The organism is Acinetobacter sp. YH01004 (assembly GCF_013420455.1).
GTDB classification, from domain to species: Bacteria; Pseudomonadota; Gammaproteobacteria; order Pseudomonadales; family Moraxellaceae; genus Acinetobacter; species Acinetobacter towneri.
Window position 1 is genome coordinate 50,742 of record NZ_VOXZ01000012.1, and the last position, 25,021, is coordinate 75,762.

A 25,021-nucleotide genomic window follows, 5' to 3' on the forward strand; every position below is an offset into this window, starting at 1 on the left:
CTTCCGTTAAAGTTGCATGATTCCAAATACAAAAAAACCTGCTAATGCAGGTTTTTTTGATCACGATTCAAAACTTACATGTTTGAAAGGATAGAGTCTTTTACTTGTTGCATTGTAGCATCAATAGAGAGCATCACCGCATCTGCACATTGTTTCATTGCAGTGTCAGGATCTTTCAGACCGTTACCTGTTACGGTACATACAATCACAGAACCTTCTTTGATTTTACCTGCTTTGATGTCGCGCATTGCACCACCAATAGACGCAGCAGATGCAGGCTCAACAAATACGCCTTCATACATTGAAAGCATGCGTTGTGCTTCTAAGATTTCAGCATCAGTTAGCTCATCAAACCAACCTTCTGAATCGCGTACAACGGCTTTGGCATGGTTCCAGCTTTGTGGGTTACCAATACGAATTGCAGTTGCAACAGTTTCAGGGTTTTCTACAGGCGCACCACGTAAGAATGGCGCAGCGCCAGACGCTTGATAACCCACCATGATTGGGCGGCCTTCAGGGTTTGGACCTGTGAATTTGTCCGTTGCTGCGTCATAGACCACTTGCTCGAATTGATCGGCAGATTGGTTGGCAACCGCTTCGGTATAACCCATCCAGTGTGCAGTAATGTTGCCTGCGTTACCTACAGGTAAGCAGTGGTAATCTGGTGCACGACCTAACTCATCTACAATTTCATACGCAATGGTCTTTTGACCTTGTAGGCGGTAAGGGTTGATCGAGTTCACAATGGTCACAGGTGCTTGGTCAGCAACTTCTTTAACTAGACGCATACCATCGTCAAAGTTACCGCGGATTTGCATGGTGATGGCACCGTACATCATCGCTTGTGCCATTTTACCCATGGCAATTTTGCCTTCAGGAATTAAAACGAATGCTTTGATGCCTGCACGTGCAGCATAGGCAGCAGCAGCAGCAGAAGTATTACCTGTAGATGCACAGATAATGGCTTTTGAACCTTCTTCAACTGCTTTAGTAACTGCCATGGTCATACCACGGTCTTTAAATGAACCTGTCGGGTTTAAGCCTTCATACTTCACATAAATTTCAACATCTTTACCAATAATGCGTGGAATATTCTCAAGCTTAATCAGTGGCGTGTTTCCTTCGCCTAGAGAGATTGCACGTGTGGTTGCAGACACTGGTAAACGGTCACGATAACGGTCAACTAAACCAGTATAACGATTGGCATTCGACATGATGATGTTCCAATTGTGTGTAGAGCTTGGCAAGGGGAAATACTCCCCTTCACCCGATTAATTATCAAGCGATTCTAAACGAATTCGTACAATTTCGCCATGAATGGTTGGCAATGCTTGAATTTGTTGTAACGCTTCATCCATTTTCGATTCTAGGACTGGGTCAGTCAGAATCACGATAGGAATAAGGTCTTTTAAGCGTGATTGCTGCATGATGGCATCAATACTGATTCCCGCACGGCTTAAAATGGTGGTTACATCGGCAAGTACGCCAGTTTGGTCTTCGGCATTAATGCGAATGTAGTAACCCGTGGTCATTTCTTCACGGCTTAAAATTGGCAAGTCGGTTAAGGCTTCAAATGCCAATTGCGGAATTGTACCTGCGCCATCTTCGGTATAAGAAATGTCACGGACAATATCAACGACATCTGCAACTACTGCAGAGGCTGTTGGGCCTGCACCTGCACCTGCGCCATAATAGAGCGTTGGACCAACCGCATTGGCTTGTACCAAGACCGCGTTTTTCACGCCATTAACATTGGCAATCAATTCTTCTTCAGGAATTAAAGTTGGGTGAACACGCAATTCAATACCTTTATCGGTACGACGGGCAATCCCCAAGTGTTTGATGCGGAAACCGAGTTCTTCGGCATATTTCACATCTTGTGCGGTCACTTTGCCAATACCTTCGGTAAAGACTTTGTCAAACTGTAGTGGAATACCAAATGCACATGAAGCCAAAATAGTCAGTTTGTGTGCAGCATCAATACCTTCGACGTCAAAAGTCGGATCGGCTTCGGCATAGCCTAACTCTTGCGCTTCTTTCAGTACATCTTCAAATGCACGACCTTTTTCACGCATTTCACTTAAAATGAAGTTGCCTGTACCGTTGATGATGCCTGCCAACCATTCAATTTTGTTGGCAGCCAAACCTTCACGGATGACTTTAATAATTGGAATACCACCTGCAACCGCAGCTTCATAGGCAATTTGTACGGCATTGTCTTCAGCTGCTTTAAATAGCTCATTGCCGTGTTCTGCAAGTAGGGCTTTGTTGGCTGTCACTACTTGTTTGCCGTGCTTCATGGCTTCCATGATCACGTCATAAGCAGGGTGAATACCGCCCATCACTTCAACCACCACGTCTACATCGGGTTGACGGACAATGTCCATCAAGTCGGAGCTTTGCTTGACCGATTCAGGCAAGTTTAGGTCAGGACGCGGACGACGTGTTCCCACATAAGTGATTTCAATTTCACGACCGGTGCGACGTCTAATCTCAGCAGCATTTTCTTTTAATAGTTTAAGGGCACCACCACCCACAGTACCAAGACCGAGGATTGCCAGACGAACTGGTTTCACGTCACACTCCATATTTTAATAACTTTAAGCAAGCCTAGATCATAGCTAAAAAAACGCGCTGACTCTAGGGCAGATCTCACTTATCTTCACAGTATAAAAAAAAGTAAAATAACGCATAAAAAATCGTTATTTATATTGGCTTCATAGATGCTACGTCTTGGTGTATTGGGATGATGCAGCATCCACAGATCCGCTATTTTTATTTGTCTAAGCGCTTGATCAATTCAGCGGTAGACAGATAGCCGCCTAAATATACGCCTTCGGCATTATAAATCGCAGGTGTGCCATTGACGCCCATATTTAAGCCCAATTGATACTGAGCACGAACAGGGTTTTTACAGTTGGCAGGTGCAATTTGTGCGCCATTCATGACCTGATTAAAGGCAGCGTGACGATCTTCGCTACACCAAATTGCTTCCATAGCAGGCATGTGCTGTTCACCACGCGGCCAAGCAATGTAACGGACTTCAATGCCTTTACCATTCATTTCATCCATTTGTTCATGTAGACGATGGCAATATGGACAGCTGACATCGGTAAATACATAAATGACGTGTTTGGTTTTGCCTTTGGCAGGGAATACCAATAAATCTTCCTGTTTTAATTCAGCAAAAATTTTCTTGTTCACGCCTGCTTGCAGGTTTTCACTGACGTTATGTAGTTCTTTGTCACCTAAACGGATCACATCGCCCTGAATAATGTATTTGCCATCACTGGTGGCATAGACCGATGACATGCCTTCAAGACTCACCCAAAATAAATTTGGAACTTCAGTGGCTTTAATGTCGGTAATTTTGGCGTTGATACCTGCAGTTTTAAAATGTTGCTGCAAGGTTGTACTTAAACGCTGTTGTGCATTGCGTTCAATTAGGGTTGATGCTTCACCCGTTGCAGGCGCACTGGCGGTGAGTGTGGTTTGCTTTTTATCTTCATTGTTTGCATTTGAACATGCGGTGATTGCAAAAGCACTTGCCAGTGAACAGGCAATCAAAAGTGTCGAGCGGGTAAATGTCATAAACAACCCTTTCTTGTTGGCATAAAAAATAGAGCGTTAGCATAACAAAAAATATTCGTGATCGTTAGGGTCTGTTGCCATTTCATAAATGGCTTACGTTCATAGATGAAGTGTCAACAGACCCTATGCTTCTACGTCGTTTTTGTTTTTTTAAGCCCGTGGATGATGTTGGGCATGCAATTGCTGCATACGGATTTGTGCAACGTGGGTATAAATTTGTGTAGTGGATAAATCGCTGTGCCCGAGCAGCATTTGTACCACACGTAAATCTGCCCCATGATTGAGTAAGTGTGTGGCAAAGGCATGTCTTAACGTGTGTGGCGATAACTCGGCTTGAATGCCTGCTTGCAGGGCATAGCGTTTAATGGCATACCAAAAATTTTGTCGGCTCATAATGCCGCCATGCACCGTTAAAAATAGATAATCGGTGGCACTTTTATACAGTTGCGGACGCGACTCGGTTAAATATTTTTCTATCCATTCACAAGCGACTTGTCCCATAGGCACCAAACGCTCTTTATTGCCTTTACCTACAATTCGTAAATAGCCTTGTTTTAGGTTGATTAATTCTAAACGTAAATTCAGCAATTCCGTCACTCGTAAACCGCAAGCATATAAGACTTCAAGCATGGCACGATCTCGTAATCCGAGTGCAGTGTTGATGTCAGGAGCGTGAATTAAGGCTTCAACATCGGCTTCAGATAAATCTTTGGGTAAGGCACGACCTAATTTTGGGGTTTTATGCGCAGCAACAGGGTTGTCAGAGCGCAGTTTGTGCTCTCTTAAAAACTTATAAAAAGAACGTAGTGCAGACAGACAGCGCGCAATAGAGCGGGGGCTTTTTTGTTGTTTGGTAAGTTCGATGAGTACATCTGAAATATCGTCATGATTCCATTCAGGCATGGGTTTGCTGACATAGTCGCTGCATTGAATTAAATCGGACAGATAGGCATTGCGGGTATGCGGGCTGACACTTTGTGCGATTAAATCGTTGCGATAGCCTTCCAAAAAGCTCAAAGCTTCTGGAATCTGTATTGCAGCAGGAATACGAGGTTTTTTGTTCAGCATAGGAATCACAGGCGAAATCACAAAATTAATTGAGAAATTCGATAATAAGCAGCGTTATTTTCTACTCTAATCCAATTCAGCAGGGCTGTCGATGTGATATAAAGCATTTAAATGTAAGTCGACCTTATTTGTTAATTGTTCTCATTTGCATGTTATAATGTGCAAAATGGTATAGGAATTTCACGGTGCGTTTGTCAGAACTTAAAGCAAAACAAACAGCCATCATCCGTCAGGTATTACGTACTGCCGATGGTGGAACATCCCTTAGTGACTTAGTGGCAAACCGCTTAGAAACACTGGGTTTTGTGCCGGGTACGCAGGTGCAGGTGATTACCAAAGGTATTTTTGGTGGTGATCCAATCTTGATTCAAGTGGGATTTACCCGTTTTGCTTTGCGCAAAGTAGAAGCTGAACGCATTGAAATTGAACAAGGGGTGTCCGCATGAGCGATGCCTTACGTATCGCACTTGTAGGGAATCCAAACTGCGGTAAAACATCTTTATTTAACCATTTGACAGGGACACGTCAAAAAGTTGGCAACTACGCAGGCGTGACCGTAGAGCGTAAAGTCGGGCAATTCACCTTGCCTTCGGGACAGGCGGTGCGGGTGTTGGATTTGCCCGGAACTTATAGTTTAGAAGCCACCAGTCCCGACGAAGCCATTACTCGAGATGTGGTACAAGGCAAAATAGCCGAAGAAGGTCAGCAAGATGCCTTTCTTTGTGTCGTGGATGCCACCAACCTGAAATTGCATTTGGGCTTGGTTTTGGAAATGATTGCACTGGGTCGTCCGATTTTGTTGGTACTCAACATGATGGATGAGGCGCGTCGTCGTGGCATGCAAATCAACACGCAAAAATTGTCTGAGCGTTTGGGTGTACCTGTGGTGGAAACCGTGGCAGTGCGTGATTCAGGTATTCAAAACTTAATGCATGCCTTAGATCAGGGCAAATTTGCTGTTCCGCAGACAGAATTGACAGGCTTAACAGGCAGTCAGCATCAACGGATTCAAACCATTTTGCATGATGTGGTGCACTTTGTAGATCAAGAAGACAAACGCTCCGACTTCCTCGATAAAATCTTTTTACATCCTGTATTCGGCTTAGTCAGCCTTGCGGTGATGATGTTTGTTGTCTTCCAAGCGGTATTTGCTTGGGCTGCACCGTTTATGGATGGCATCGAAAGTTTATTTGGCTGGCTAGGCGAAGTGATTGGCGAAAACATTAGCCATCCCTTGCTGAACAGCTTGATTGTGGATGGCATTATTGCGGGCGCAGGCGGTGTGGTGGTGTTCTTGCCGCAAATTTTAATTCTGTTCCTGTTTATTTTAATTTTAGAGGAATCGGGTTATTTGCCACGTGCCGCATTCTTGCTCGATAAGCTGATGTTTAGCGCAGGTTTGAGTGGTCGTGCCTTTATTCCATTGCTGTCTAGTTTTGCCTGTGCAGTGCCGGGCATTATGGCAACACGTAGTATTGCTGACCCACGTGATCGTTTAACCACGATTATGGTTGCGCCGTTAATGACTTGTTCTGCGCGCTTGCCTGTATATGCCTTACTCATCGCAGCATTCATTCCCAATCAAACCGTATGGGGCATGTTTAATTTACAAGGTCTGGTCTTGTTCGGTCTGTATATGGCAGGCATTGTGAGTGCCTTGGGCGTATCTTTTGTGCTTAAATTTTTGCAAAAAGATAAATCTGAGCATGTCTTGTTGATGGAACTACCAAGTTACCGTTTTCCAGACCTAAAAAGTGTTTGGATTGGTTTGCTAGATCGCGCCAAAATTTTCTTAAAGCGTGTCGGTGGCATTATTTTTGCACTGTCGATTTTATTGTGGTTCTTGTGTACGTTCCCGCAGCCGCCTGAAGGCGCGACCATGCCTGCAATTGACTATAGTTTTGCAGGGATGCTGGGGCATGTATTACAGCCAATTTTTGCTCCTGTGGGCTTTAACTGGCAGATCGTGATTGCCTTGATTCCTGCGATGGCAGCGCGTGAAGTGGTGGTGGCTGCATTAGGCACAGTCTATGCCTTATCTGCAGTGGATGAAGATGCCATGTCCCAAGGTTTGGCTGCTTTAATTAGTGGTGGTGGTGAACTGGGCTGGTCATTGGCAACGGGTTTATCGTTATTGGTGTGGTTTATTTATGCACCGCATTGTTTGGCAACTTTAGCAACAGTAAAACGCGAAACAGGATCATGGCGTACGGTCAGTATTATGACCTGCTATCTATTTGGTTTGGCTTATTTCATGTCATTCCTGACTTATCAAACGGCATCGTATTTGTTGGGTTAAGGCACATGCCTGACCTACAGGAGTAGATGAACATGGTTGAAATTTTAATTGTTGCTGCATTGGTACTGTGGAGTGCTGTAGTAGTCTTTAAAAAAGTCTTTCCCAAGACTTCTGGCGCAGTTTTTCTAAAACTCTCCAATTTCTGTACTGAAAAAGGCTGGCATGGCTTGGCCAAATGGCTAAAACCTGCAGCCGCGGCAGGCTGTGGCGGCAGTTGTGGTTGTGATTCTCAAGATCAACCCGCAGAAAAGAAAGTTGAAGTTCAAGCGGTGAAGTGGAAATAGACTTGTTTATTCACTTTAGCAATATTCTTTTTAAAAACCGTCTGCAATATGACGGTTTTTTTACGCACTGACACAAAAAAACTGCAGGAACTGCAAACAGAAAAAGCATTCAAAACAGCAAAGTGCTACTATTTTGTCTGTTTCAAAATTAGCGCACAAAATGGGGCAAAAATGTTAATACAACGTGGTGGATTAAAAGTCGTTGCAGGACTTGGTATTTCTGGTGTTGCAGCCGTTAATTTTTTACATCATCAGGGTTACCGCGTTGCTGTGACAGATTCTCGCCCCACACCCCCAGGGCATGATCAAATTCCTGCCGAAGTAGAAACCCGTTTTGGTCAGTTTGATCAGGATTTATTGCTGTCTGCGGAAGAAATTGTGATTAGCCCAGGTTTAGATCCAAAACTCCCTGAAATTCAGGCTGCGATGGCGCAGGGCATTCCTGTGGTGAGTGAAATTCAGATTTTACGTCGTGCGACCGACAAACCTATTGTGGCAATTACAGGGTCTAATGCGAAAAGTACCGTTACCACACTGATTGGTTTAATGGCAGAGCAGGCAGGCAAAAAAGTCGCGGTAGGTGGCAATTTGGGACGCCCTGCGCTGGATCTGATCAAAGATGATCCTGAACTGTATATTTTAGAACTCTCCAGTTTTCAGCTAGAAACCACCTCGAATTTAAATGCAGAAGTGGCGGTAGTGCTGAACATGAGTGAAGACCATTTAGACCGTCATGGCGATATGTTCGGTTATCACACCGCCAAACATCGTATTTTTCAGGGTGTGAAAAAAGTGGTGTTTAACCGTGATGATGCTTTGAGTCGTCCGTTGGTGCCAGATCAGACTCCTATGCAAAGTTTTGGCTTAAATGCGCCTGACCTAAACCAATACGGCTTATTAAAAGATGATGATGGCAGCATGTGGTTGGCACGTGGGCGTGAGCGTTTATTAAAAAGCACCGAGATGTATATTCAAGGCACACACAATATTGCTAATGCATTAGCGTGTTTGGCATTGGGTGAAGCCATTGGTTTATCTATGCACAGCATGCTGGAAACGCTGAAAACCTTTAAAGGTTTGGAGCATCGTTGTGAATTCGTCAAAGAATTACATGGGGTGCGTTATTATAATGACTCCAAAGGAACCAACATCGGTGCAACTTTGGCAGCTTTAGATGGCTTGGGTGCAGCAATTCAGGCACAAGGCGGTAAGGTTGCGATTATTTTAGGTGGGCAAGGCAAAGGGCAGGACTTCACTGCGCTACGCCAATCATTGCAACAATATGCCAAACTGGCAGTGTTGATTGGTGAGGATGCTACGAAAATTGAAACAGCAGTTGCGGGAACAACCCAACTCTTAACTGCAGATACCTTGCAACAAGCAGTTGAAATCTGCCAACAACATACACAAGCGCATGATGTGGTGTTATTGTCACCTGCATGTGCAAGTTTTGATATGTTCTCGGGCTATCCAGAACGTGGTCACAAGTTCGTTGCTTATGTCAACGCACTGGTATAACAACAATAAGGTGTGAGATATGGCTGGCTTTGCTCAGACAACAATCAATAAACTCAATCAGGTCTATGAGCGCTGGTTACCCAAACTGCCAGCGGAAGTGAATGTACGCAATGTACTGATTTTTAGCGTACTGGCGCTGTTATGTATTGGTTCAATCATGGTGGCATCGGCTTCTATGCCTTATGCCGAGCGCATGCATGAAAATGCCTTTCACTATGTATTGCGTCATGGCATTTCTATTGTGGTGGCATTAATCGCTGCCGTGATTGCCTATAGAGTGCCGCTGAATACCTGGTTTAACAACACCTTCTTTCTGTGGATTGTGACCATTGCCTTGTTGGCTGCAGTGTTGCTGGTGGGTACTGAAGTCAATGGTTCTAAACGCTGGATTCGGGTCGCAGGTTTTACCCTGCAAGCTTCCGAAGTCGCTAAAGTGATGATGGCCATTTTTACCGCTGACTATGTGGTGCGCCGTGCCGAAGAAGTGCGTAATAACATTAAAGGTCTGATTCGTCTTGCAGTGATTATGGCAGTCACGGTAGGTTTGGTGATTGCAGAGCCTGACTTGGGGGCGACCGTGGTGATTGCCTTGACCATGTTAGGGGTCTTCTTTTTAGCTGGTGCGCCATTAATTCAGTTTGGTATTGCCTTTGGCGCGATTATTGCCGCCTTTGTGTTTTTGGTGGTATTTGAGCCTTATCGTTTTGAGCGTTTAATGTCGTTCTCAAACCCGTGGAATGACCCTTTGGGTGTCGGTTATCAGTTGTCTAACGCCTTAATGGCATTTGGACGCGGTGAATGGGCAGGCGTAGGCTTGGGGCATAGTATCCAGAAAATGTCCTATTTACCTGAAGCACATACGGACTTTATGTTGGCTGTCTTAGGTGAAGAGTTTGGCTTTTTAGGCATTTTTGTGGTGTTGAGCTTGTCTTTTGCTATGCTGATTGCCTGCATTAAAATTGGTCATCGCGCCCTGAAAAACCAGTACTTACGTGCAGGATATTTGGCTTATGGCATCAGCATTATCTTCTTATTACAGATTATGGTGAATGCAGGCATGAATATGGGTATGTTGCCTACCAAAGGTTTGACTCTACCTTTTATTAGTTATGGTGGTTCATCGTTAATTATGTGTGCAGTGATGGTGAGTTTGATTCTGAAAATTGAAGCCAGCACGCATGAGATTAACCCTAGCCGTGAAGAATCCAGCTTCTAGAATTTATCCTTCTATTTCGCTTCTGGCTGAGCATGGTGCAAGACCATGCTTGGCATGACTGTTCCGCAGTGTAAGCACTTGACTGTAGTATTTTTTTGTTTAGACATAGGAAACAAGGGAATAAAAAATAAGGAAAAATATTGTCGTTGCTGTCTGAGTTCATAGCTACTGCGAGTGCGGCAAACGGGGCAGCTAAATTGACTTTTCTCGACCACTTTGGTTTTCGGTCCAACACCAAAAATAAAAAACATGACACAACCTCAAATGATCCATTTCAATTTGAGCATAACTGAATTTTAAATTTTATAAATAATAGCCGTGTAAAGCTGTGCCTGCAGGAATACGTGAAAGATCCCATTGCTGAATGGCTTGCGTAAGCATGCGTGCAGGGGTGTCTAATTCGACAGTGGCTTGATTTAAGGCAGTTAAAGCGGCTTGTAGCAGCTTCGGTGCTTGGGCTAAATCTAAAGCTTGTGCCAAGTTCTGTTTAGACAGTTTTTGCCCTTGTGCATTCATGGCTAAAGGCAGGTGCGTGTAGCTGAGTTTAGGGTAGCCTAACAGTTGCCCCAAATAGATTTGCCGTGCGGTGTTGTCGAGTAAATCTGCGCCGCGAACCACATGGGTAATGCCTTGCAAATAATCATCCACCACCACTGCCAGTTGATAATTGATAATGCCATCACGCCGTTTTAGGACAAAATCGCCCAAGTCCTGCGCAAGGTTGGAACATTGTTTGTCTTGCAGGCGGTCTTGAAAGCAAATCTCTTGGTCTGTGACTTTGACTCGAATCGCTTGATTGGCAAAATCTAAACCTAAATTGCGGCAAGTCCCTGCATAAATATGATTGGAGCCAAGCATTTTGCGGGTGCATTGACAGGCATAGACCAAGTCGCGTTGCTGCAATTGTTGCAACACGGCTGCATAGAGATCGAGGCGATCTTTCTGGAAAATAATTTCGGCATCCGGCTCAAATTGAAAGGCATCAATACAACGCAAGATATGATTTTCACTGCCAGGGTAAATGCGTGGGATGTCAGTATCTTCAATACGTACCAGCCAAGTGCCGTGCTGGGCTTTGGCATCGCAATAACTGGCAACGGCAGTAATGAGAGAGCCAAAATGCAAAGGGCCGGTTGGCGATGGCGCAAACCGACCTGAGTAGCGCGTCAGCGAAATATGATCTCGCTGCTGCGCATGGGGAGCATGCTCCGCTAAAGAATTTTCAACAGTCACAATTAACCGTTATTTTGCTTCTCTTTGATCTCTGCCAAAGTTTTGCAGTCAATACATAACGTTGCCGTTGGGCGTGCTTCTAAACGACGCAGACCAATTTCGATACCACAAGTTTCACAGAAACCATAGTCATCGTTTTTAATCGCTTCAATGGATTGTTCAATTTTACGAATCAATTTACGTTCACGGTCACGGGTACGTAATTCAATCGCAAATTCTTCTTCTTGTGTCGCGCGGTCATTCACATCAGGCAAAGCGGTATTTTCGTCTTGCATGGTGTTGAGTGTACGATCTACTTCTGACATTAACTCTTCTTTCCACGCCATTAAAATTTGACGGAAATGTTCGAGTTGTCCTTCAGACATGTATTCTTCATTCTTTTTCGGCTGATAAGGTGCAATACCAAATAAGCTAGCTGTAGAACCACCCTCTAAAGCCTTTGGCTTTGCCTTACGCACGCGTTTTGTAGCTTTTTCTTCTACAAGATCTGTTTGTTCGTCCAAGACTTGATTTTGGTTGTCATTCGCCATGTAGGGCATTCCTCATCATATGCGTAAGATTCATACGCGAAAAATATGGTGATATGCAAGTGTTTTTATCCACTCCCTCAGAAAGAATTCTCTCTTCGGGGGACGTCATCATATAGACTTTTTTTGATTATGGATAGTCTTTGATGTTTGGATGTGTTATCGCATTTTTTCGTTGAAGGCATAAAGTAAAGCAAAAAAAATAAAATGGAAAGTTAATAACCTGAAATTTCAAAATTTATTTGTTGTGTGACATGCTCAACCCGATGCACTTGGGTGCTAAAACTGCCATCTGCATTCAAATGTAACACACGGTAACCCGGTGCCTCAGGCCCAAGCGCAAAGTGCTGGCTATGTGGTTTAAATTGCACGCAGGTCGAAGGCGTAGAGTAAAATTGAATCCCTTGCCATTCATTTAATGAGTCTTGATGCACATGCCCACACAGCACCAATTTGACATTGTTGTGGCGTGCCAATACATCAATTAAGGCTTCGGTATTTTTAAGTTTGTGCTGATCTATCCAGTGCGATTGCATATCAAAAGGATGGTGATGACAGGCAATAATCACCTGCTGCTGCGCATGTTGCTGTAAAAGCTGATCTAACTGCTGTAATTGTGCTGCGTCCATCCAGCCATCAATCCGACCTTTAACCGCAGTATTCAGTAAAATGACACTCCAATTGCCCAACTCAATTGCATGAACTTGATTGGACTGTAAATGGAATGGAAAAACCGCGGCATCATCATGATTGCCCGGAATCTGGAAATGCGGCGTATTCAAAGTCTGCATAAACTGCAAATAACGCTGATAGGTTTCAGCAACAGGGATTTGTGCTAAATCGCCTGTATGGAAAATAGCATCGAGCTGCGGATATTGCTGTTGAATATCGTGCATTACCGCGTGAAAGCTGCGTTCAGGATTCATGTGCACAAACTCTAAATCTTCCTGATTCATGAGGTGCGTATCTGAAATTTGTACAATTGTCCAGCGTTGCTGGTGATTGTTTGAGAATAAAGTCATGCCTGACCCCTTAGACATCCTTCACGGTTTTAATTTGTTGTTGTAACCATTGCAATGCCATGATGACAGGTGCGTTTTTTAGCCGACCATTGGTCAGCAAGTTTGGAATTTCCTGATAATCAAGAATGTGTAATTGAATATTCTCTCCTTCATCTGGCATACCAAACACGCCACCTTCCTGTGGTAACGTGGTGCTCGCACTATATAAGTGGAACAATTCTGCGCATGCACCCGCAGATGGATAAAAACTGAATAAATGTTGTAATTCTTTTAATTCACAGCCCGATTCTTCCAAAGCTTCACGACGAATGCAACTTTCAGGTGATTCATTGCCATCTAGCACGCCTGCAATCACTTCGAGTTGCCAAGGCGAGTCGCAATCATCAATTGCACCAATACGGAATTGTTCAATCAGGGCAAATTTTTGTTGTGGTGCATCATAAATGAGTACCCCAGCCGCTTCAGGGCGTTGAATGAGTTCACGCTGAAGGACTGGGGTATATGTAGTTTGATTAAACAAGCGATGGCTCAGGCTGACTTTTTCAACCTGAATAAAACCACGATACAGGTATTCACGTTGGTGAATCTGTGCATCGTGTTGTCCATAAGTTGCTTGTTGAATAATCTTCATAAATTCTCATCAGGATGAGCAAAGCATAATTTCATCCTAACTGAGATTTGATTGAATACAAACGCTTTTTAAACAATTTATAGCTTATGGTACAATTTTTGACCATGTTCCTGATAAGCGGTTTTCATGGCTTTGAGACCTGATTCTACCTCTGCATCTACTTGCTCTGTTTTGTTCGCAGCATTTTGATTTTGTGCATAATCTCTCACATTTTGCGTGATTTTCATGGAGCAGAACTTCGGTCCGCACATTGAACAGAAGTGTGCAGATTTATGCGCTTCTTTTGGCATGGTTTCATCATGCATGCTGCGTGCGGTATCTGGGTCAAGGCTCAGGTTAAACTGATCTTCCCAGCGGAATTCAAAACGTGCTTTAGATAAGGCATTGTCACGTGCTTGCGCGCCCGGATGTCCTTTGGCAAGGTCAGCCGCATGTGCTGCAATTTTATAGGTGATGATGCCGTCTTTGACGTCTTTTTTGTTCGGTAAGCCTAAGTGCTCTTTAGGTGTCACATAGCACAACATTGCAGTACCGTACCAACCAATCATCGCTGCACCAATTGCAGAAGTAATATGGTCATAACCTGGTGCAATATCCGTGGTTAATGGGCCGAGTGTATAGAATGGTGCTTCTTTACAGACTTCAAGTTGCAAGTCCATATTTTCTTTGACCATGTGCATTGGTACGTGCCCCGGGCCTTCAATCATCACTTGCACATCATGTTCCCAAGCGCGGTGAGTCAATTCACCCAAAGTTCGCAGTTCGCTGAATTGTGCTTCATCGTTGGCATCTTGAATACAACCTGGACGTAAACCATCACCTAAGCTGAACGATACATCGTAAGCTTTCATGATTTCGCAGATTTCATCAAAGTGTGTGTAAAGGAAGTTTTCTTCATGATGCGCCAAACACCATTGCGCCATGATTGAACCGCCACGCGATACAATACCTGTTAAGCGATTGGCCGTGAGTGGTACATAACGCAATAACACGCCTGCGTGAATGGTGAAGTAATCCACACCTTGTTCAGCCTGTTCAATCAGCGTGTCTTTAAAGATTTCCCAAGTGAGGTCTTCGGCAATGCCGTTTACTTTTTCTAGTGCCTGATAAATAGGTACAGTACCAATTGGCACAGGCGAGTTGCGGATAATCCATTCACGGGTTTCATGGATGTTTTTACCTGTCGATAAATCCATGATGGTATCTGCACCCCAACGGGTCGCCCAAGTCATTTTTGCGACTTCTTCATCAATACTTGAACCCAGTGCCGAGTTACCAATATTGGCATTGATTTTGACCAAGAAGTTGCGACCAATAATCATCGGCTCACATTCTGGGTGGTTAATGTTGGCAGGAATAATTGCACGGCCTTCAGCTACTTCCTGACGTACAAATTCAGGTGTGATTTCAGTCAGATTTTTAGCCCCAAAGTTTTGCCCCGGATGTTGACGCATATCGACACCTTCGCGTTGGCGTTGGTTTTCACGAATGGCGATATATTCCATTTCAGGGGTAATGATGCCTTGTTTGGCATAGTGCATTTGGGTGACGTTTTTACCCGCTTTGGCACGACGTGGCTTTTGAATATGGGCAAAACGAATCTCTGCAGTGCGAATATCGCGTAAACGCTCTTGACCAAATGCCGAGCTGAGGGTTTCTAGTTTTTCGGTGTCTTGGCGCTCTTCAATCCAACTGTCGCGGATGTTCGGCAAGCCTTTATTCAGATCAATTTCTACATTTGGATCGGTATACACACCAGAAGTGTCATACACCATGAGCGGCGGATTGTGCTCACCGCCTAAGCCTGTTGGGGTGTCGGTCAGTTCGATTTCACGCATTGGCACCTGAATGTCTGGGCGTGAGCCTTGAATATAGACTTTTTTCGATGCTGGCAAAATGCGGGTTAAATCTTTGGCATCTTGCTCGTGTTGAGCAGAAATGTCAGCAGGGGATAGATTCGTTAATTGGTTCATTGCAATGATCCTGAAGAATGAAATCAACGAATCAAGCACGACCAAAAACATTGCAATTGAGTTGTTGAAACTTTAATAGTTCAACATTAACTGTGTGGCGGGGTTTTTAGGTGGCTTGATTCCTACGCAGGTTTTAACCTGATCAGGTTCAACGGTACTTGGGTTTAAATCTGTGTTGCAGACCTTTGGGCAAACAACAAAGAATGGACACAATCTCAGCGAGGAATTACTCGCGCTCCGTCAAGCTGTATAAATAGTAGCACGTTGTTGGTATAAAAGCAGGCTTCGCGCGGCTTTTATTCTTTGATGCCTAATGACAAGTATTTGAGCTTTAAGCGACTTTGGATAATTAGCGAGTAATACAAACGGCATCACTAAAACAATCGCGTTTTGCATGGATGGAGATGTTCTTTAAATTTAAATATTGATGCAACTGTGCATGTACTAAAGCATCATCGCCATATTCACGCTGTTCACGTGCAGTGGGCTGTGCTGCAATTTCAGTGAGTCGTTGTTCACTGCTCATGTGTAAAAAAGCAAGGAATTTACGCGCTTGCTGTGCTAAGGGAGATTTTTGCAACTTTGCCAGTTTTTTAATTTCAAATAATACGGCAGGTTGGATACTGTATTCATCGACATAATCCTGAGAAACAGGACTGTTGACTGTGCCTTTAAACAGCAGCAAGGCATACACTTCGGCTAGATAACGTGCATCCCGTATAAAGTGACTTTTAGGATAACGCTGCACGTAATCTTCCCAAAATAAGGCGCGTTCTGCCAAATCGGCAGCATCAAGGGTGAGTCCACCATCACGCAAGCTGTGCTGCATATTGTCATTGGCCATTCTTTCAATAAAAATCTGCTCGGCATCGGGCATGTAAGGCGCAAAAATAATGGCTAAGTATTGTGGGCTACGACGATAAACCAACTGTGCTTCACCTGCATCGTATAGCTCTAAATAGGCTTGTCCCTTATGTTTCAATAAATATTGATCACGCAAGGCAAAGTTTTCAAAATGACTTTGCTGAATGGTCGGATGCTGCGCCATATCAAAAGCATGTTGATCAAAAGCGGCTTGTTCTGCAGCGCTGCGTTCTACATGCAAAAAGCGTTGATACATTTGGGTCGAAAGATTGAGTAAATTTAATTGCTCATTTAAAGGTAGCAACGGTAGGCAAACTTTTAAATCCTGATTAATTTGTTCTAGCGCAAACGTGGTGCGGGTATTGTCAATTTGCTGCATATTGTGCTGAATGTTTTCACACATTTGGGTCAAATCTACAGGTTCGCTGGCACTGGCCTGTACCTTTGGTGGTTCAGCTACGGGAGGCGTATCTGAATTTTGGCAGGCGAGCAAACACAGACAACTGCCAAGCAGTAGGGCAAGTTTACTGGTGCGAAGAAATTTAACCATTACAGCAATTCAACATGAGTATTCATTCATCATCTAGTGCCTTCATTTAGGCACTATGGATTCCAAAAATTCAAAATGAGTCATTCATACCAAAATTCTAAATTTAAAATATCCGCTGTGAGACACACGGTTTTAGAAGCTTGGGTCGAAGGACAAAGGGAGAGCTTGCATTGTAAAGTCAAAGCCGCGGAGTAAATTGTAGTATTCTGCTAGAGTTTGGTTACATGCCTGTGAGTAAGTGCCACTTTATGCAGTGATTGTTAGCACGTGTATGGCTTTGCTTAAGTATTGCAATGAATTGAAATAATATGAAAAATTATCAAAATTAATGAAAGTCATACGAAAAAAATGCAAATTCGCTTTAGTATGGGCAGTGTAAAATACATTGCAGTAGGATTGGCGAAATTACAGAGTGGGTTGATCGAAAAATAATGAAAAAAATGATGTTAGTGACATGCTTATGTTGGATGAGTTCAAGTGCTTTTGCTTTGGATTTAATGCAAGCCTATCAGCGTGCTCAAAATAGCGATCCGACTTGGCGCGCACAGCAATTACAATATCAGGCCGATCAATTAAATTTAGGGCTTGCGCAAGGCAATTTACTGCCAACTGTGACTCTGTCGGGCAATATCACCCGTAAAAGTCAGGAAATGAGTCGAGTCAATATTGCCAGTTCCTCGCCAGAGCTTTTAAGCAGTTCATCTTCAACTTCACGTCAAGTCGCGTTAACAGCACGTCAGCCTTTATTTCGTTGGGATGCTTGGCAAGCCCTGAAACAAGTCAAAACCTCGTTAAGCCTGAGTGAAGTCACCTTACGTTTACAACAACAGCAACATATTTTGAATGTATCAGAAGCGTATTTTAATGTGCTGAGACAGCAGTCTTTAACAACAGCATATTTACAAGAAGAAAAAGCTTTGTTGGAACAGCTCAATATGATGAATGCCAAACTGCGTGAAGGTTTGGTGGCTAAAAGTGAAGTCAGTGAAGCCAATGCGCAATATCAAAATGCACGAGCGAACAGGATTGGAACACATGTGCAGTTGGTTTTGGCACAAGAGCAGTTGGCACAATTGATTGGGCCATATCAAGAAAGTTTGGCAGTTTTGCGAGATGACTTTCAATTTCAAAAACCTGTGCCTGAAAGTTTAGAGGCATGGTCGCAATTGGCACAAACTCAAAATTTGGCTATTCAACAGGCACGTTTGCAGCGACAATATGCCGAAGATGCACGTCGGGTTGAACAAGCAGCACGTTATCCGCAGGTAGAAGCTGTGGGCAGTTATGGTTATGCCAAACAAAGCCCTGAAAGTATCATGTCGCCCGATGGTCAGTTCGACCAGGTCGGGATTGAAATGAACTGGAATGTGTTTAGCGGTGGGCGGGTCAATAAAAATGTGCAAAAAGCAGTGGTTTTGGTACAAAAATCTGAAGCCGAGCTAGATGCAGCAATCCGTAAAGCCAATACCGATGTGAAACAGGCATATTTACAAGTCGAAACTGATCAAGCCAAATTGCAGGCGCGACAGGCTGCAATGAATTCAGCAGATTTAGTGGCACGAGCATCCAAAGCGCAATATCAGGAAGGTTTAAAAACCATGGTGGATGTACTATTGGCACAGCGTAACGCCTTTTCTGCCAAGCAGGATTATCTCAATGCACAGTATGACTATTTGAAGCATGTGTTACAGTTGAAAGCAGCCGTTGGGCAATTGACTGAACAAGATGTGCAGGAAATGAATGCTTGGTTGATTCGGAAAGCCATATAGGGTCTGTTGACATTTCATAAATGGCTTGCGCTGTAGGCTAAAACTGAGCAGATCAGGCATGAAACGCAGGGAATAGCGAGACTATTGCCAAGTTTCATAACGCAATCTGAGAAAGTTTTAGCCACATGAGCAAGAACAAAGCGTTGCTTTGTTTGCTGCGCAAGGGGGCGAGCATATTTTTGCTACTATTGCTTTATGAGTCAGTCATTTAGAATGACTAAATTTCCTGTCCCATGCCTTATATCAGCTAAAAAATATGCGTTGCCGCAAACATAGACGAAATGTCAACAGACCCAAGTCATTTTGTCATCTGAATGGCTTATGCTGTTTAAAGACAGAAACGATCAGACTTGAGAGTTTGGTGAGAAAATGTCATAAAAACGTCATCATTGCTGTGCTTTAATATTCAATCATTGCGTCAGTCTATCCTTTTGTTGTGGAGTGTATTCCTTGAGTACGAATAATCCTGTGTTAAGTCACCATATTTCTTCTCAGTTCAATGAAGATTTGCAGGATGTAAATACCAAATTTATGGCCATGGGTGGTTTGGTAGAGCAGCAGGTTGCCAACTCGATTCACGCACTCTTGGATACCGATGCAGCCTTGGCGGTAGAAGTTCAGTTCCAAGACAATGTTGTCAATCGCATGGAAACCGAAATTGATGAAGCCTTAACGTTGATTTTGGCGCGTCGTCATCCAGCCGCAATTGATTTGCGTATGGTGATTGCCATGTCTAAAGCCAATACTGACTTAGAGCGTATTGGTGATGAAGCTGCAAAAATTGCCCGTATTGCCCAAAACTTATGTGAAGAAGGTGGTTCGCCACGCGGCTATATGGAAACACGTCATATTGGTAACCAAGTGCGCGTCATGATTCACGATGCACTGGATGCTTTTGCGCGTTTAGATGTCGATCAAGCACTGCGTGTTTTACTTGCCGATGCCGATATTGACCGTGAATATCAATCTGCAACACGTACTCTTATGACGTATATGATTGAAGATCCGCGTCATATTTCACGTGTGATTAATGTGATGTGGGTGTTACGTTCATTAGAGCGTATTGGTGACCACGCACGAAATATTTCAGAACAAGTGATTTATATGGTCAAAGGTTTTGACGTACGTCATACCAGCGTCAAAGAAATTGAAGAAAAAGTACAGGAACGCTAAGTTCAGCTTTTTTTTGAATATTCAGCCTCATCTAATGATGGGGCTTTTTTTATGGCTTGAATGAGTCTTTTGGATTTTTTGCTGATCTTTAAGATTTTGAAACAGCCTGAATTTTGGATAAAAAAAATCTCAGACTTTGGGGGAAATCTGAGATTGAAATCGGGGATATTTATTATAGTGAGAGATAATTGCTTATCTCCTTGAAAATAAGTATAGGGAAATCACACTCAAGAATCATGTGGTTTATTGTAGTGGAATGTAGCGTTTTATATGCAAATGTATTTTTAAATTACATTATTTTTAGTGTGATTATTTTTTAAACTATTCTTTTTGAAATCAATAATTAATCTATTGTTAAGTGTTTTGTTGTGACTATAAAATATACGCTTCAATCGAGAAATGAAAATAGGAAATTAGCTTAACTTTTTGAATCTATTTTCATTTATTTAAAGTACTGTTGTTGTAATTCATCATAAATAAGATTATAAAAAAAGAGCCTTCATAAAGACTCTTTTAATTGTAAAATAAACAAGGTTTGAATTTTCCAAAATGAAAAAACAGTACTTGGATTAGTTTTGAGGTTTTAAGCCTTCTGCGACTTCCAAACTGGCATCATTGTTGAGAAACTTCTCACGTTGTTCTTCCAAAAACTTTTTCGCTTCAGGTTCAAACACATTTAAACGCTTTTCATTAATGAGCGTAGTTTGGTGTTTGAGCCATTCCTGCCAAGCCTGTTTAGATACCGTTTCAAGTAATTCTTGACCTTTGGCACCCGGAAAAGGAGCGAAATCCATCGCTTCCATGTCGGTTTGATATTTACGACAAAATACTTGTTTAGACATCTCTCACTTCCTGATTATGCATAAAGTTGAGCAAGACGTGTTTGAGCACGTTCAATTGCCGCTGCAACTTGTGCAGGCGCTGTACCGCCAATATGATCACGTGCATTTACAGAGGCTTCAAGGGTCAGTGCTTTTTCAAATACATCAGCTTGAATTAAATCTGAGAATTGTTGTAATTGCGCTAAGCTCAGTTCAGACAGGTCTTTACCTTCTTGAACACCCAAGGCTACGGCTTTACCTACAATTTCATGCGCATCACGGAAGGCCACGCCATTTTTTACCAAGTAATCGGCAAGGTCGGTTGCGGTAGAGAAACCACGCAATGCTGCTTCACGCATTTCTGCAATATTTGGTACTAAGGCAGGAATCATGTCGGCAAATGCCATGAGTGAGCCACGTACGGTATCAATTGCATCAAATAAAGGTTCTTTGTCTTCTTGGTTGTCTTTGTTGTAAGCCAAAGGCTGACCTTTCATTAGGGTTAATAGGCTCATTAAATCGCCATAGACACGACCAGTTTTACCACGCACCAATTCAGGTACGTCTGGGTTTTTCTTCTGCGGCATAATGGATGAGCCTGTGCAGAAACGGTCTGGAATATTCACAAACTTAAATTGTGCCGATGTCCATAAAATCAGCTCTTCAGACATGCGTGACAAGTGCATCATAATTAACGATGCAGCAGCGTTAAACTCAATTCCGAAATCACGGTCTGATACAGCATCTAGCGAGTTTTCAGATACGGCTTCAAAGCCCAATAATTCTGCGGTAAAAGCGCGGTCAATTGGGTAAGTGGTACCTGCCAAAGCGGCAGAACCTAAAGGCATACGATTAACACGTTTGCGGCAGTCAATTAAACGCTCAGAGTCACGTACCAACATTTCAAACCACGCCATAAGGTGATGACCAAAAGTCACAGGCTGTGCGGTTTGTAAATGAGTAAAACCAGGCATAATGGTGTGGGTGTTTTTGGCTGCCAAGCTTAAAATGCCGTGTTGTAATTTTTTTAATAATTCTAAAATGGCATCAATTTCGTCACGGACATACAAACGAATATCGGTTGCCACCTGGTCGTTACGGCTACGACCTGTATGTAATTTTTTACCTGTAATGCCAATACGTTGAGTAAGGCGTGATTCGATGTTCATGTGGACATCTTCAAGGTCAATACGCCATTCAAATTGACCTGCTTCAATTTCAGCCTGAATGGTATTTAAACCTTGAATAATATCGTCACGCTCTTCAGTCGTAAGTACGCCTACTTTGGCAAGCATCGTTGCATGCGCAATTGAGCCAGCAATATCTTGTTTATAAAAGCGTTGGTCAAATTGAACAGATGCTGTAAATTCAGCAACAAAAGCATCAGTCGCTTCAGAGAAACGACCGCCCCACATACCCGAAGTTTGGGCTTGTGACGGATTTGAGGAATTAGAAGATGTGGTCATATCGGCTCAATAAAGTAAAAAGCGGTGATTTGGACAAGAGTATAACAAATTCAGATTCACTTGCCGAAGAACAAGCCAATCAAACTTATGCTGATACGCAGGCAGAACAACATGAGCTGTATTTTTTTACGAAAATAGGACGTTGGCAATATCTAATTGAATTATTTATTGGCAGTAATGCCTTGGCAATGGTTTTGGCACTGGCTGAAGCACAAGGTTGGCACGGCTTAAGTTTTGCTCGGGTGCTGCAATACGTACTCTATATCAATTGGGTGGTGTTGTGTTTTGCGGCCTTGGTGGAGTTTTTTCAGGCGCGTTTTTTACGCATGGGCTTGAGTTTATCTTTTTTGGTCAGTTTTTTGCTGCTGCAAGGCATCGTGTTGCTGACCACGCTCAGTTTAAATACCTTGTTGCATTTTGGGCAAAACTTTCATCTACAGCAGTTTGGTATAGATGATCTGTTACAAGGTGTCGGACTGCATTTGAGTTATGGCGTGCTATTGGGTGCGTTTTGCTTTCGTTATATCTATGTCCGAGAACAAGCTATTCAGCAGCGGCATAGCGAATTGCAAGCGCGGGTGCATGCTATGCAGGCCCGTATTCATCCACACTTTTTGTTTAACAGCTTAAATAATGTGATCAGTCTAATTGCAATTGATCCCGATAAAGCCGAGCAGATGCTGCTGAATTTATCACGTTTATTCCGTGCCAGTTTGCAGGAATTAAAACTGGTGAGCCTGAAAGATGAGATTGAACTTTGCCAGCGATATTTAGAGATTGAACAAATTCGTTTGGGTGATCGGTTGGCGGTAGAATGGAAAATTGAACAACCGCAACTGCTCAGTCAGGTACAAATTCCGTTATTAACTTTACAACCCTTGCTAGAAAATAGTATTTTTCATGGAGTTGAAAAAGTTTTAGCAAAGAGTACGATAAGTATATTGATCGAAATATTGCAAAACCAAGTCAATATTGTCATTACAAATCCGTATGTCAGCGATAAAATAAATTTAAGATCTGGACATGGGATTGCACTGCAAAACGTGGAACAGCGCTTAAAAGCGTATTATGGGCGCAGTGTTACTTTCAAAAATTATGCGGGGAATGGTATGTACACCACGGTGCTGCAATACCGTTATAAATAAAATAAGCTGTGATTGCTCTGATTTTTCTAGACTTGATAAAAATAAAGTTATTGACTTAAAAAGGAGGAAAAATGGACATCCTAATTTGTGATGATGAGCCTCTAGCTAGAGAGCGATTATCACGTTTGGTCACTCAACTGGGGCATCATGTGGTGGCAACGGCAGCTCATGGGCAACAGGCGATTGAACTGGCGGATGAACATCAGCCGGATGTCATATTATTAGATATTCAAATGCCGGGAATGGATGGTCTAAGTTGTGCTCAACATTTGCGTGAGCTTGACCCTATGCCAGCCATTGTGTTTTGTACCGCTTATGATGAACACGCACTTGATGCGTTTAAATCCAATGCGGAAGGCTATTTGTTAAAACCGATAATGCAACAGGAATTGCAACAGGTTTTAGATCATTTAACAAAACTCACGCAAGCGCAGATGAGTCATTTAAAACAAAAAGAAAATATGGACGAATTAAAAATAAAACGTCACCAAATCGCGGCGAAAACCTATCGCGGTGTAGAATTGGTGCCAATAGAAAATATCTACTATTTTTTAGCTGATCAGAAATATGTCACTGTGCGTCATAAAAATGGCAGTGTCCTGATTGATGAAACGCTGAAAGATTTAGAAACCGAGTTTGGTGATCAGTTTATTCGGATTCACCGAAATGCCTTGGTCTCGATTCAGTTTTTGGAGGGGCTAGAAGTGGTCAATTCAGGACAGTATCAGGTACGTTGCCGTGAGCTAGATGAGCGTTTGGCTGTTAGCCGACGACATTTGCCTTTATTGCGAGAACGCATCCAAAAACTCTAATTTGTCAGCATCATCGCAGATGAATACGCAACAGATTGATAAATCGGTAAAGAAATAGACTTGCATTTTTAGGGGATCAGGTTAAGTTTAGATGAACTTATTTATCTTGCTTAGCCACTATGATGAAAACCCTGAAAATTGCAACTCGACAAAGCCCGCTTGCGTTATGGCAGGCTGAACACATTCGTGCCCGCTTAGAGGCGATGCATGCCGATTTAACTGTTGAGTTGGTGACCTTTGTCACGCAGGGCGATAAAATTTTAGATACCCCATTGGCAAAAATTGGGGGGAAGGGCTTATTTGTCAAAGAATTAGAAGCCGCTTTAATGGATGGGCGTGCCGATTTAGCCGTACATTCTATGAAAGATGTACCCATGGCATTGCCTGAAGGTCTGAGCTTGGCGGTCATTTGTGAGCGTGAAGACCCACTCGATGCCTTTGTGTCGAATCACTATGCCAGTTTTGCAGATTTACCACAGGGCGCTAAAGTTGGAACCTCAAGCTTGCGCCGTAAATGCCAAATTTTAAAAGCACGTCCAGATTTAGAGATTATTGATTTACGTGGCAATGTGGGTACGCGCTTGTCTAAGCTAGATGATGGTCAGTATGACGCGATTATTTTAGCCAGTGCAGGATTAAAGCGTTTGGGCTTGGCAGAGCGTATTCGTCATACCATTCAGCCTGATGTGAGCTTACCTGCCGTTGGGCAAGGGGCTTTGGGTCTGGAATGTCGTAGCCAAGATCAGGCGGTGTTGGATTTAATTTTGCCGTTAATGCATGCCGAAACCAATGTCTGTGTACGTGCCGAACGTGCTTTTAATGCCTACTTGGAAGGCGGTTGTCAGGTGCCAATTGCAGGCTACGCAACTTTGCAGAATGGTCAGTTGCAGATTGAAGGTCGTGTTGGTAGTGTCGATGGGCAAACCATTCTTAAAGCTGTGCAATTTGGCGCACCTGAACAGGCTGAAATGCTAGGTGAAGAATTGGCAAAAGCTTTATTGGCACAGGGTGCGGGCGAATTACTCAAAGCCCTGTATCAATAATTCATATTGCACCAGA

23 protein-coding genes and 1 riboswitch are annotated in these 25,021 nt (G+C 43.1%); of the genes, 10 read left to right on the forward strand and 13 right to left on the reverse strand.

Annotated elements, in window-relative coordinates:
• Positions 1-74: 74 nt before the first annotated feature.
• From thrC to xerD, 4 genes are all read right to left on the reverse strand, one after another.
• Positions 75-1,214, reverse strand: a complete 1,140-nt coding sequence (gene thrC, locus FTT71_RS09405; protein WP_004975706.1) for a threonine synthase — start codon at positions 1,212-1,214, stop codon at positions 75-77.
• A 57-nt stretch (positions 1,215-1,271) separates the two neighbouring features.
• Complete coding sequence (locus FTT71_RS09410; RefSeq protein ID WP_004975708.1) at positions 1,272-2,576, reverse strand: homoserine dehydrogenase; 1,305 nt, start codon at positions 2,574-2,576, stop codon at positions 1,272-1,274.
• A gap of 199 nt (positions 2,577-2,775) precedes the next feature.
• Positions 2,776-3,591: a DsbC family protein gene (locus FTT71_RS09415; RefSeq protein WP_004975709.1), complete on the reverse strand. Its 816-nt coding sequence runs from the start codon at positions 3,589-3,591 to the stop codon at positions 2,776-2,778.
• Between the two features lie 150 nt (positions 3,592-3,741).
• Positions 3,742-4,659, reverse strand: coding sequence for a site-specific tyrosine recombinase XerD (gene xerD / locus FTT71_RS09420; protein ID WP_004975712.1), 918 nt, complete (start codon positions 4,657-4,659; stop codon positions 3,742-3,744).
• Positions 4,660-4,844: 185 nt separating this feature from the next.
• Here xerD and FTT71_RS09425 point away from each other — a divergent pair, with 185 nt between their 5' ends.
• The 5 genes from FTT71_RS09425 (at position 4,845) to ftsW (ending at position 9,976) form a co-directional block, all read left to right on the forward strand.
• Positions 4,845-5,105 carry a FeoA family protein gene (locus tag FTT71_RS09425; protein ID WP_004975713.1) on the forward strand — a complete coding sequence of 87 codons (261 nt, stop codon included), beginning with the start codon at positions 4,845-4,847 and terminating at the stop codon, positions 5,103-5,105.
• A complete protein-coding gene (locus FTT71_RS09430; RefSeq protein WP_131260988.1) occupies positions 5,102-6,958 on the forward strand; it encodes a ferrous iron transporter B in 1,857 nt (618 codons plus the stop codon). The genes FTT71_RS09425 and FTT71_RS09430 overlap by 4 nt, the downstream gene beginning before the upstream one ends.
• Positions 6,959-6,990: 32 nt before the next feature.
• Complete coding sequence (locus FTT71_RS09435) at positions 6,991-7,242, forward strand: DUF6587 family protein (RefSeq protein WP_004975717.1); 252 nt, start codon at positions 6,991-6,993, stop codon at positions 7,240-7,242.
• A gap of 171 nt (positions 7,243-7,413) precedes the next feature.
• On the forward strand, positions 7,414-8,760 hold the full coding sequence (gene murD / locus FTT71_RS09440) for a UDP-N-acetylmuramoyl-L-alanine--D-glutamate ligase (RefSeq protein ID WP_104853279.1): 1,347 nt from the start codon (positions 7,414-7,416) through the stop codon (positions 8,758-8,760).
• Between the two features lie 19 nt (positions 8,761-8,779).
• Entirely contained in the window at positions 8,780-9,976 is a 1,197-nt protein-coding gene (gene ftsW, locus FTT71_RS09445) for a putative lipid II flippase FtsW (protein ID WP_004975720.1), read from the forward strand.
• 11 nt (positions 9,977-9,987) lie between these two features.
• On the opposite strand, the gene FTT71_RS09450 is transcribed toward ftsW, so the two are convergent.
• From FTT71_RS09450 to FTT71_RS09480, 7 genes are all read right to left on the reverse strand, one after another.
• Positions 9,988-10,227 (reverse strand): zinc-ribbon domain-containing protein, encoded by a 240-nt coding sequence (locus FTT71_RS09450; RefSeq protein ID WP_104852920.1) that lies wholly within the window; start codon positions 10,225-10,227, stop codon positions 9,988-9,990.
• A gap of 52 nt (positions 10,228-10,279) precedes the next feature.
• Entirely contained in the window at positions 10,280-11,209 is a 930-nt protein-coding gene (gluQRS, locus tag FTT71_RS09455) for a tRNA glutamyl-Q(34) synthetase GluQRS (RefSeq protein ID WP_004975723.1), read from the reverse strand.
• Positions 11,210-11,211: 2 nt separating this feature from the next.
• Complete coding sequence (gene dksA, locus FTT71_RS09460) at positions 11,212-11,739, reverse strand: RNA polymerase-binding protein DksA (RefSeq protein WP_004975725.1); 528 nt, start codon at positions 11,737-11,739, stop codon at positions 11,212-11,214.
• 212 nt (positions 11,740-11,951) lie between these two features.
• Entirely contained in the window at positions 11,952-12,758 is an 807-nt protein-coding gene (cpdA, locus tag FTT71_RS09465) for a 3',5'-cyclic-AMP phosphodiesterase (RefSeq protein WP_004975727.1), read from the reverse strand.
• Positions 12,759-12,768: 10 nt separating this feature from the next.
• Positions 12,769-13,389, reverse strand: a complete 621-nt coding sequence (locus FTT71_RS09470; RefSeq protein WP_004975729.1) for an NUDIX domain-containing protein — start codon at positions 13,387-13,389, stop codon at positions 12,769-12,771.
• 77 nt (positions 13,390-13,466) lie between these two features.
• Entirely contained in the window at positions 13,467-15,362 is a 1,896-nt protein-coding gene (gene thiC / locus FTT71_RS09475) for a phosphomethylpyrimidine synthase ThiC (protein ID WP_096901934.1), read from the reverse strand.
• A gap of 102 nt (positions 15,363-15,464) precedes the next feature.
• Positions 15,465-15,612: riboswitch (TPP riboswitch) on the reverse strand.
• Between the two features lie 99 nt (positions 15,613-15,711).
• Entirely contained in the window at positions 15,712-16,776 is a 1,065-nt protein-coding gene (locus FTT71_RS09480) for a hypothetical protein (protein ID WP_131260985.1), read from the reverse strand.
• 431 nt (positions 16,777-17,207) lie between these two features.
• Here FTT71_RS09480 and FTT71_RS09485 point away from each other — a divergent pair, with 431 nt between their 5' ends.
• Together FTT71_RS09485 and phoU are read left to right on the forward strand one after the other, a co-directional pair.
• Positions 17,208-18,545 (forward strand): TolC family outer membrane protein, encoded by a 1,338-nt coding sequence (locus tag FTT71_RS09485; RefSeq protein WP_104852922.1) that lies wholly within the window; start codon positions 17,208-17,210, stop codon positions 18,543-18,545.
• Between the two features lie 450 nt (positions 18,546-18,995).
• The gene (gene phoU / locus FTT71_RS09490; RefSeq protein ID WP_004975736.1) at positions 18,996-19,718 is read left to right on the forward strand and encodes a phosphate signaling complex protein PhoU; all 723 of its coding nucleotides are present in this window, start codon (positions 18,996-18,998) and stop codon (positions 19,716-19,718) included.
• 569 nt (positions 19,719-20,287) lie between these two features.
• On the opposite strand, the gene FTT71_RS09495 is transcribed toward phoU, so the two are convergent.
• Together FTT71_RS09495 and argH are read right to left on the reverse strand one after the other, a co-directional pair.
• Positions 20,288-20,560 (reverse strand): oxidative damage protection protein, encoded by a 273-nt coding sequence (locus FTT71_RS09495; RefSeq protein ID WP_004975738.1) that lies wholly within the window; start codon positions 20,558-20,560, stop codon positions 20,288-20,290.
• Between the two features lie 14 nt (positions 20,561-20,574).
• The gene (gene argH / locus FTT71_RS09500; protein WP_180060483.1) at positions 20,575-22,005 is read right to left on the reverse strand and encodes an argininosuccinate lyase; all 1,431 of its coding nucleotides are present in this window, start codon (positions 22,003-22,005) and stop codon (positions 20,575-20,577) included.
• Between argH and FTT71_RS09505 the strand changes: the two genes are divergently transcribed.
• The 3 genes from FTT71_RS09505 (at position 21,996) to hemC (ending at position 25,005) form a co-directional block, all read left to right on the forward strand.
• Positions 21,996-23,150: a sensor histidine kinase gene (locus FTT71_RS09505; protein WP_167845708.1), complete on the forward strand. Its 1,155-nt coding sequence runs from the start codon at positions 21,996-21,998 to the stop codon at positions 23,148-23,150. The two genes, argH and FTT71_RS09505, sit on opposite strands and share 10 nt — an antisense overlap.
• Positions 23,151-23,221: 71 nt before the next feature.
• Positions 23,222-23,962, forward strand: a complete 741-nt coding sequence (locus FTT71_RS09510) for a LytTR family DNA-binding domain-containing protein (RefSeq protein WP_104852924.1) — start codon at positions 23,222-23,224, stop codon at positions 23,960-23,962.
• 122 nt (positions 23,963-24,084) lie between these two features.
• Positions 24,085-25,005: a hydroxymethylbilane synthase gene (hemC, locus tag FTT71_RS09515; RefSeq protein WP_096901970.1), complete on the forward strand. Its 921-nt coding sequence runs from the start codon at positions 24,085-24,087 to the stop codon at positions 25,003-25,005.
• The last annotated feature ends 16 nt before the right edge of the window (positions 25,006-25,021 follow it).

Coding starts and splice junctions, on each gene's coding strand:
- FTT71_RS09430 (WP_131260988.1), top strand. CDS start 5,102: ATGAGCGATGCCTTACGTATCGCACTTGTAGGGAATCCAAACTGCGGT.
- xerD (WP_004975712.1), bottom strand. CDS start 4,659: ATGCTGAACAAAAAACCTCGTATTCCTGCTGCAATACAGATTCCAGAA.
- FTT71_RS09450 (WP_104852920.1), bottom strand. CDS start 10,227: ATGTTTTTTATTTTTGGTGTTGGACCGAAAACCAAAGTGGTCGAGAAA.
- thiC (WP_096901934.1), bottom strand. CDS start 15,362: ATGAACCAATTAACGAATCTATCCCCTGCTGACATTTCTGCTCAACAC.
- ftsW (WP_004975720.1), top strand. CDS start 8,780: ATGGCTGGCTTTGCTCAGACAACAATCAATAAACTCAATCAGGTCTAT.
- thrC (WP_004975706.1), bottom strand. CDS start 1,214: ATGTCGAATGCCAATCGTTATACTGGTTTAGTTGACCGTTATCGTGAC.
- FTT71_RS09480 (WP_131260985.1), bottom strand. CDS start 16,776: ATGGTTAAATTTCTTCGCACCAGTAAACTTGCCCTACTGCTTGGCAGT.
- FTT71_RS09435 (WP_004975717.1), top strand. CDS start 6,991: ATGGTTGAAATTTTAATTGTTGCTGCATTGGTACTGTGGAGTGCTGTA.
- argH (WP_180060483.1), bottom strand. CDS start 22,005: ATGACCACATCTTCTAATTCCTCAAATCCGTCACAAGCCCAAACTTCG.
- cpdA (WP_004975727.1), bottom strand. CDS start 12,758: ATGACTTTATTCTCAAACAATCACCAGCAACGCTGGACAATTGTACAA.
- FTT71_RS09470 (WP_004975729.1), bottom strand. CDS start 13,389: ATGAAGATTATTCAACAAGCAACTTATGGACAACACGATGCACAGATT.
- murD (WP_104853279.1), top strand. CDS start 7,414: ATGTTAATACAACGTGGTGGATTAAAAGTCGTTGCAGGACTTGGTATT.
- FTT71_RS09495 (WP_004975738.1), bottom strand. CDS start 20,560: ATGTCTAAACAAGTATTTTGTCGTAAATATCAAACCGACATGGAAGCG.
- FTT71_RS09415 (WP_004975709.1), bottom strand. CDS start 3,591: ATGACATTTACCCGCTCGACACTTTTGATTGCCTGTTCACTGGCAAGT.
- dksA (WP_004975725.1), bottom strand. CDS start 11,739: ATGGCGAATGACAACCAAAATCAAGTCTTGGACGAACAAACAGATCTT.
- FTT71_RS09510 (WP_104852924.1), top strand. CDS start 23,222: ATGGACATCCTAATTTGTGATGATGAGCCTCTAGCTAGAGAGCGATTA.
- FTT71_RS09485 (WP_104852922.1), top strand. CDS start 17,208: ATGAAAAAAATGATGTTAGTGACATGCTTATGTTGGATGAGTTCAAGT.
- hemC (WP_096901970.1), top strand. CDS start 24,085: ATGAAAACCCTGAAAATTGCAACTCGACAAAGCCCGCTTGCGTTATGG.
- FTT71_RS09505 (WP_167845708.1), top strand. CDS start 21,996: ATGTGGTCATATCGGCTCAATAAAGTAAAAAGCGGTGATTTGGACAAG.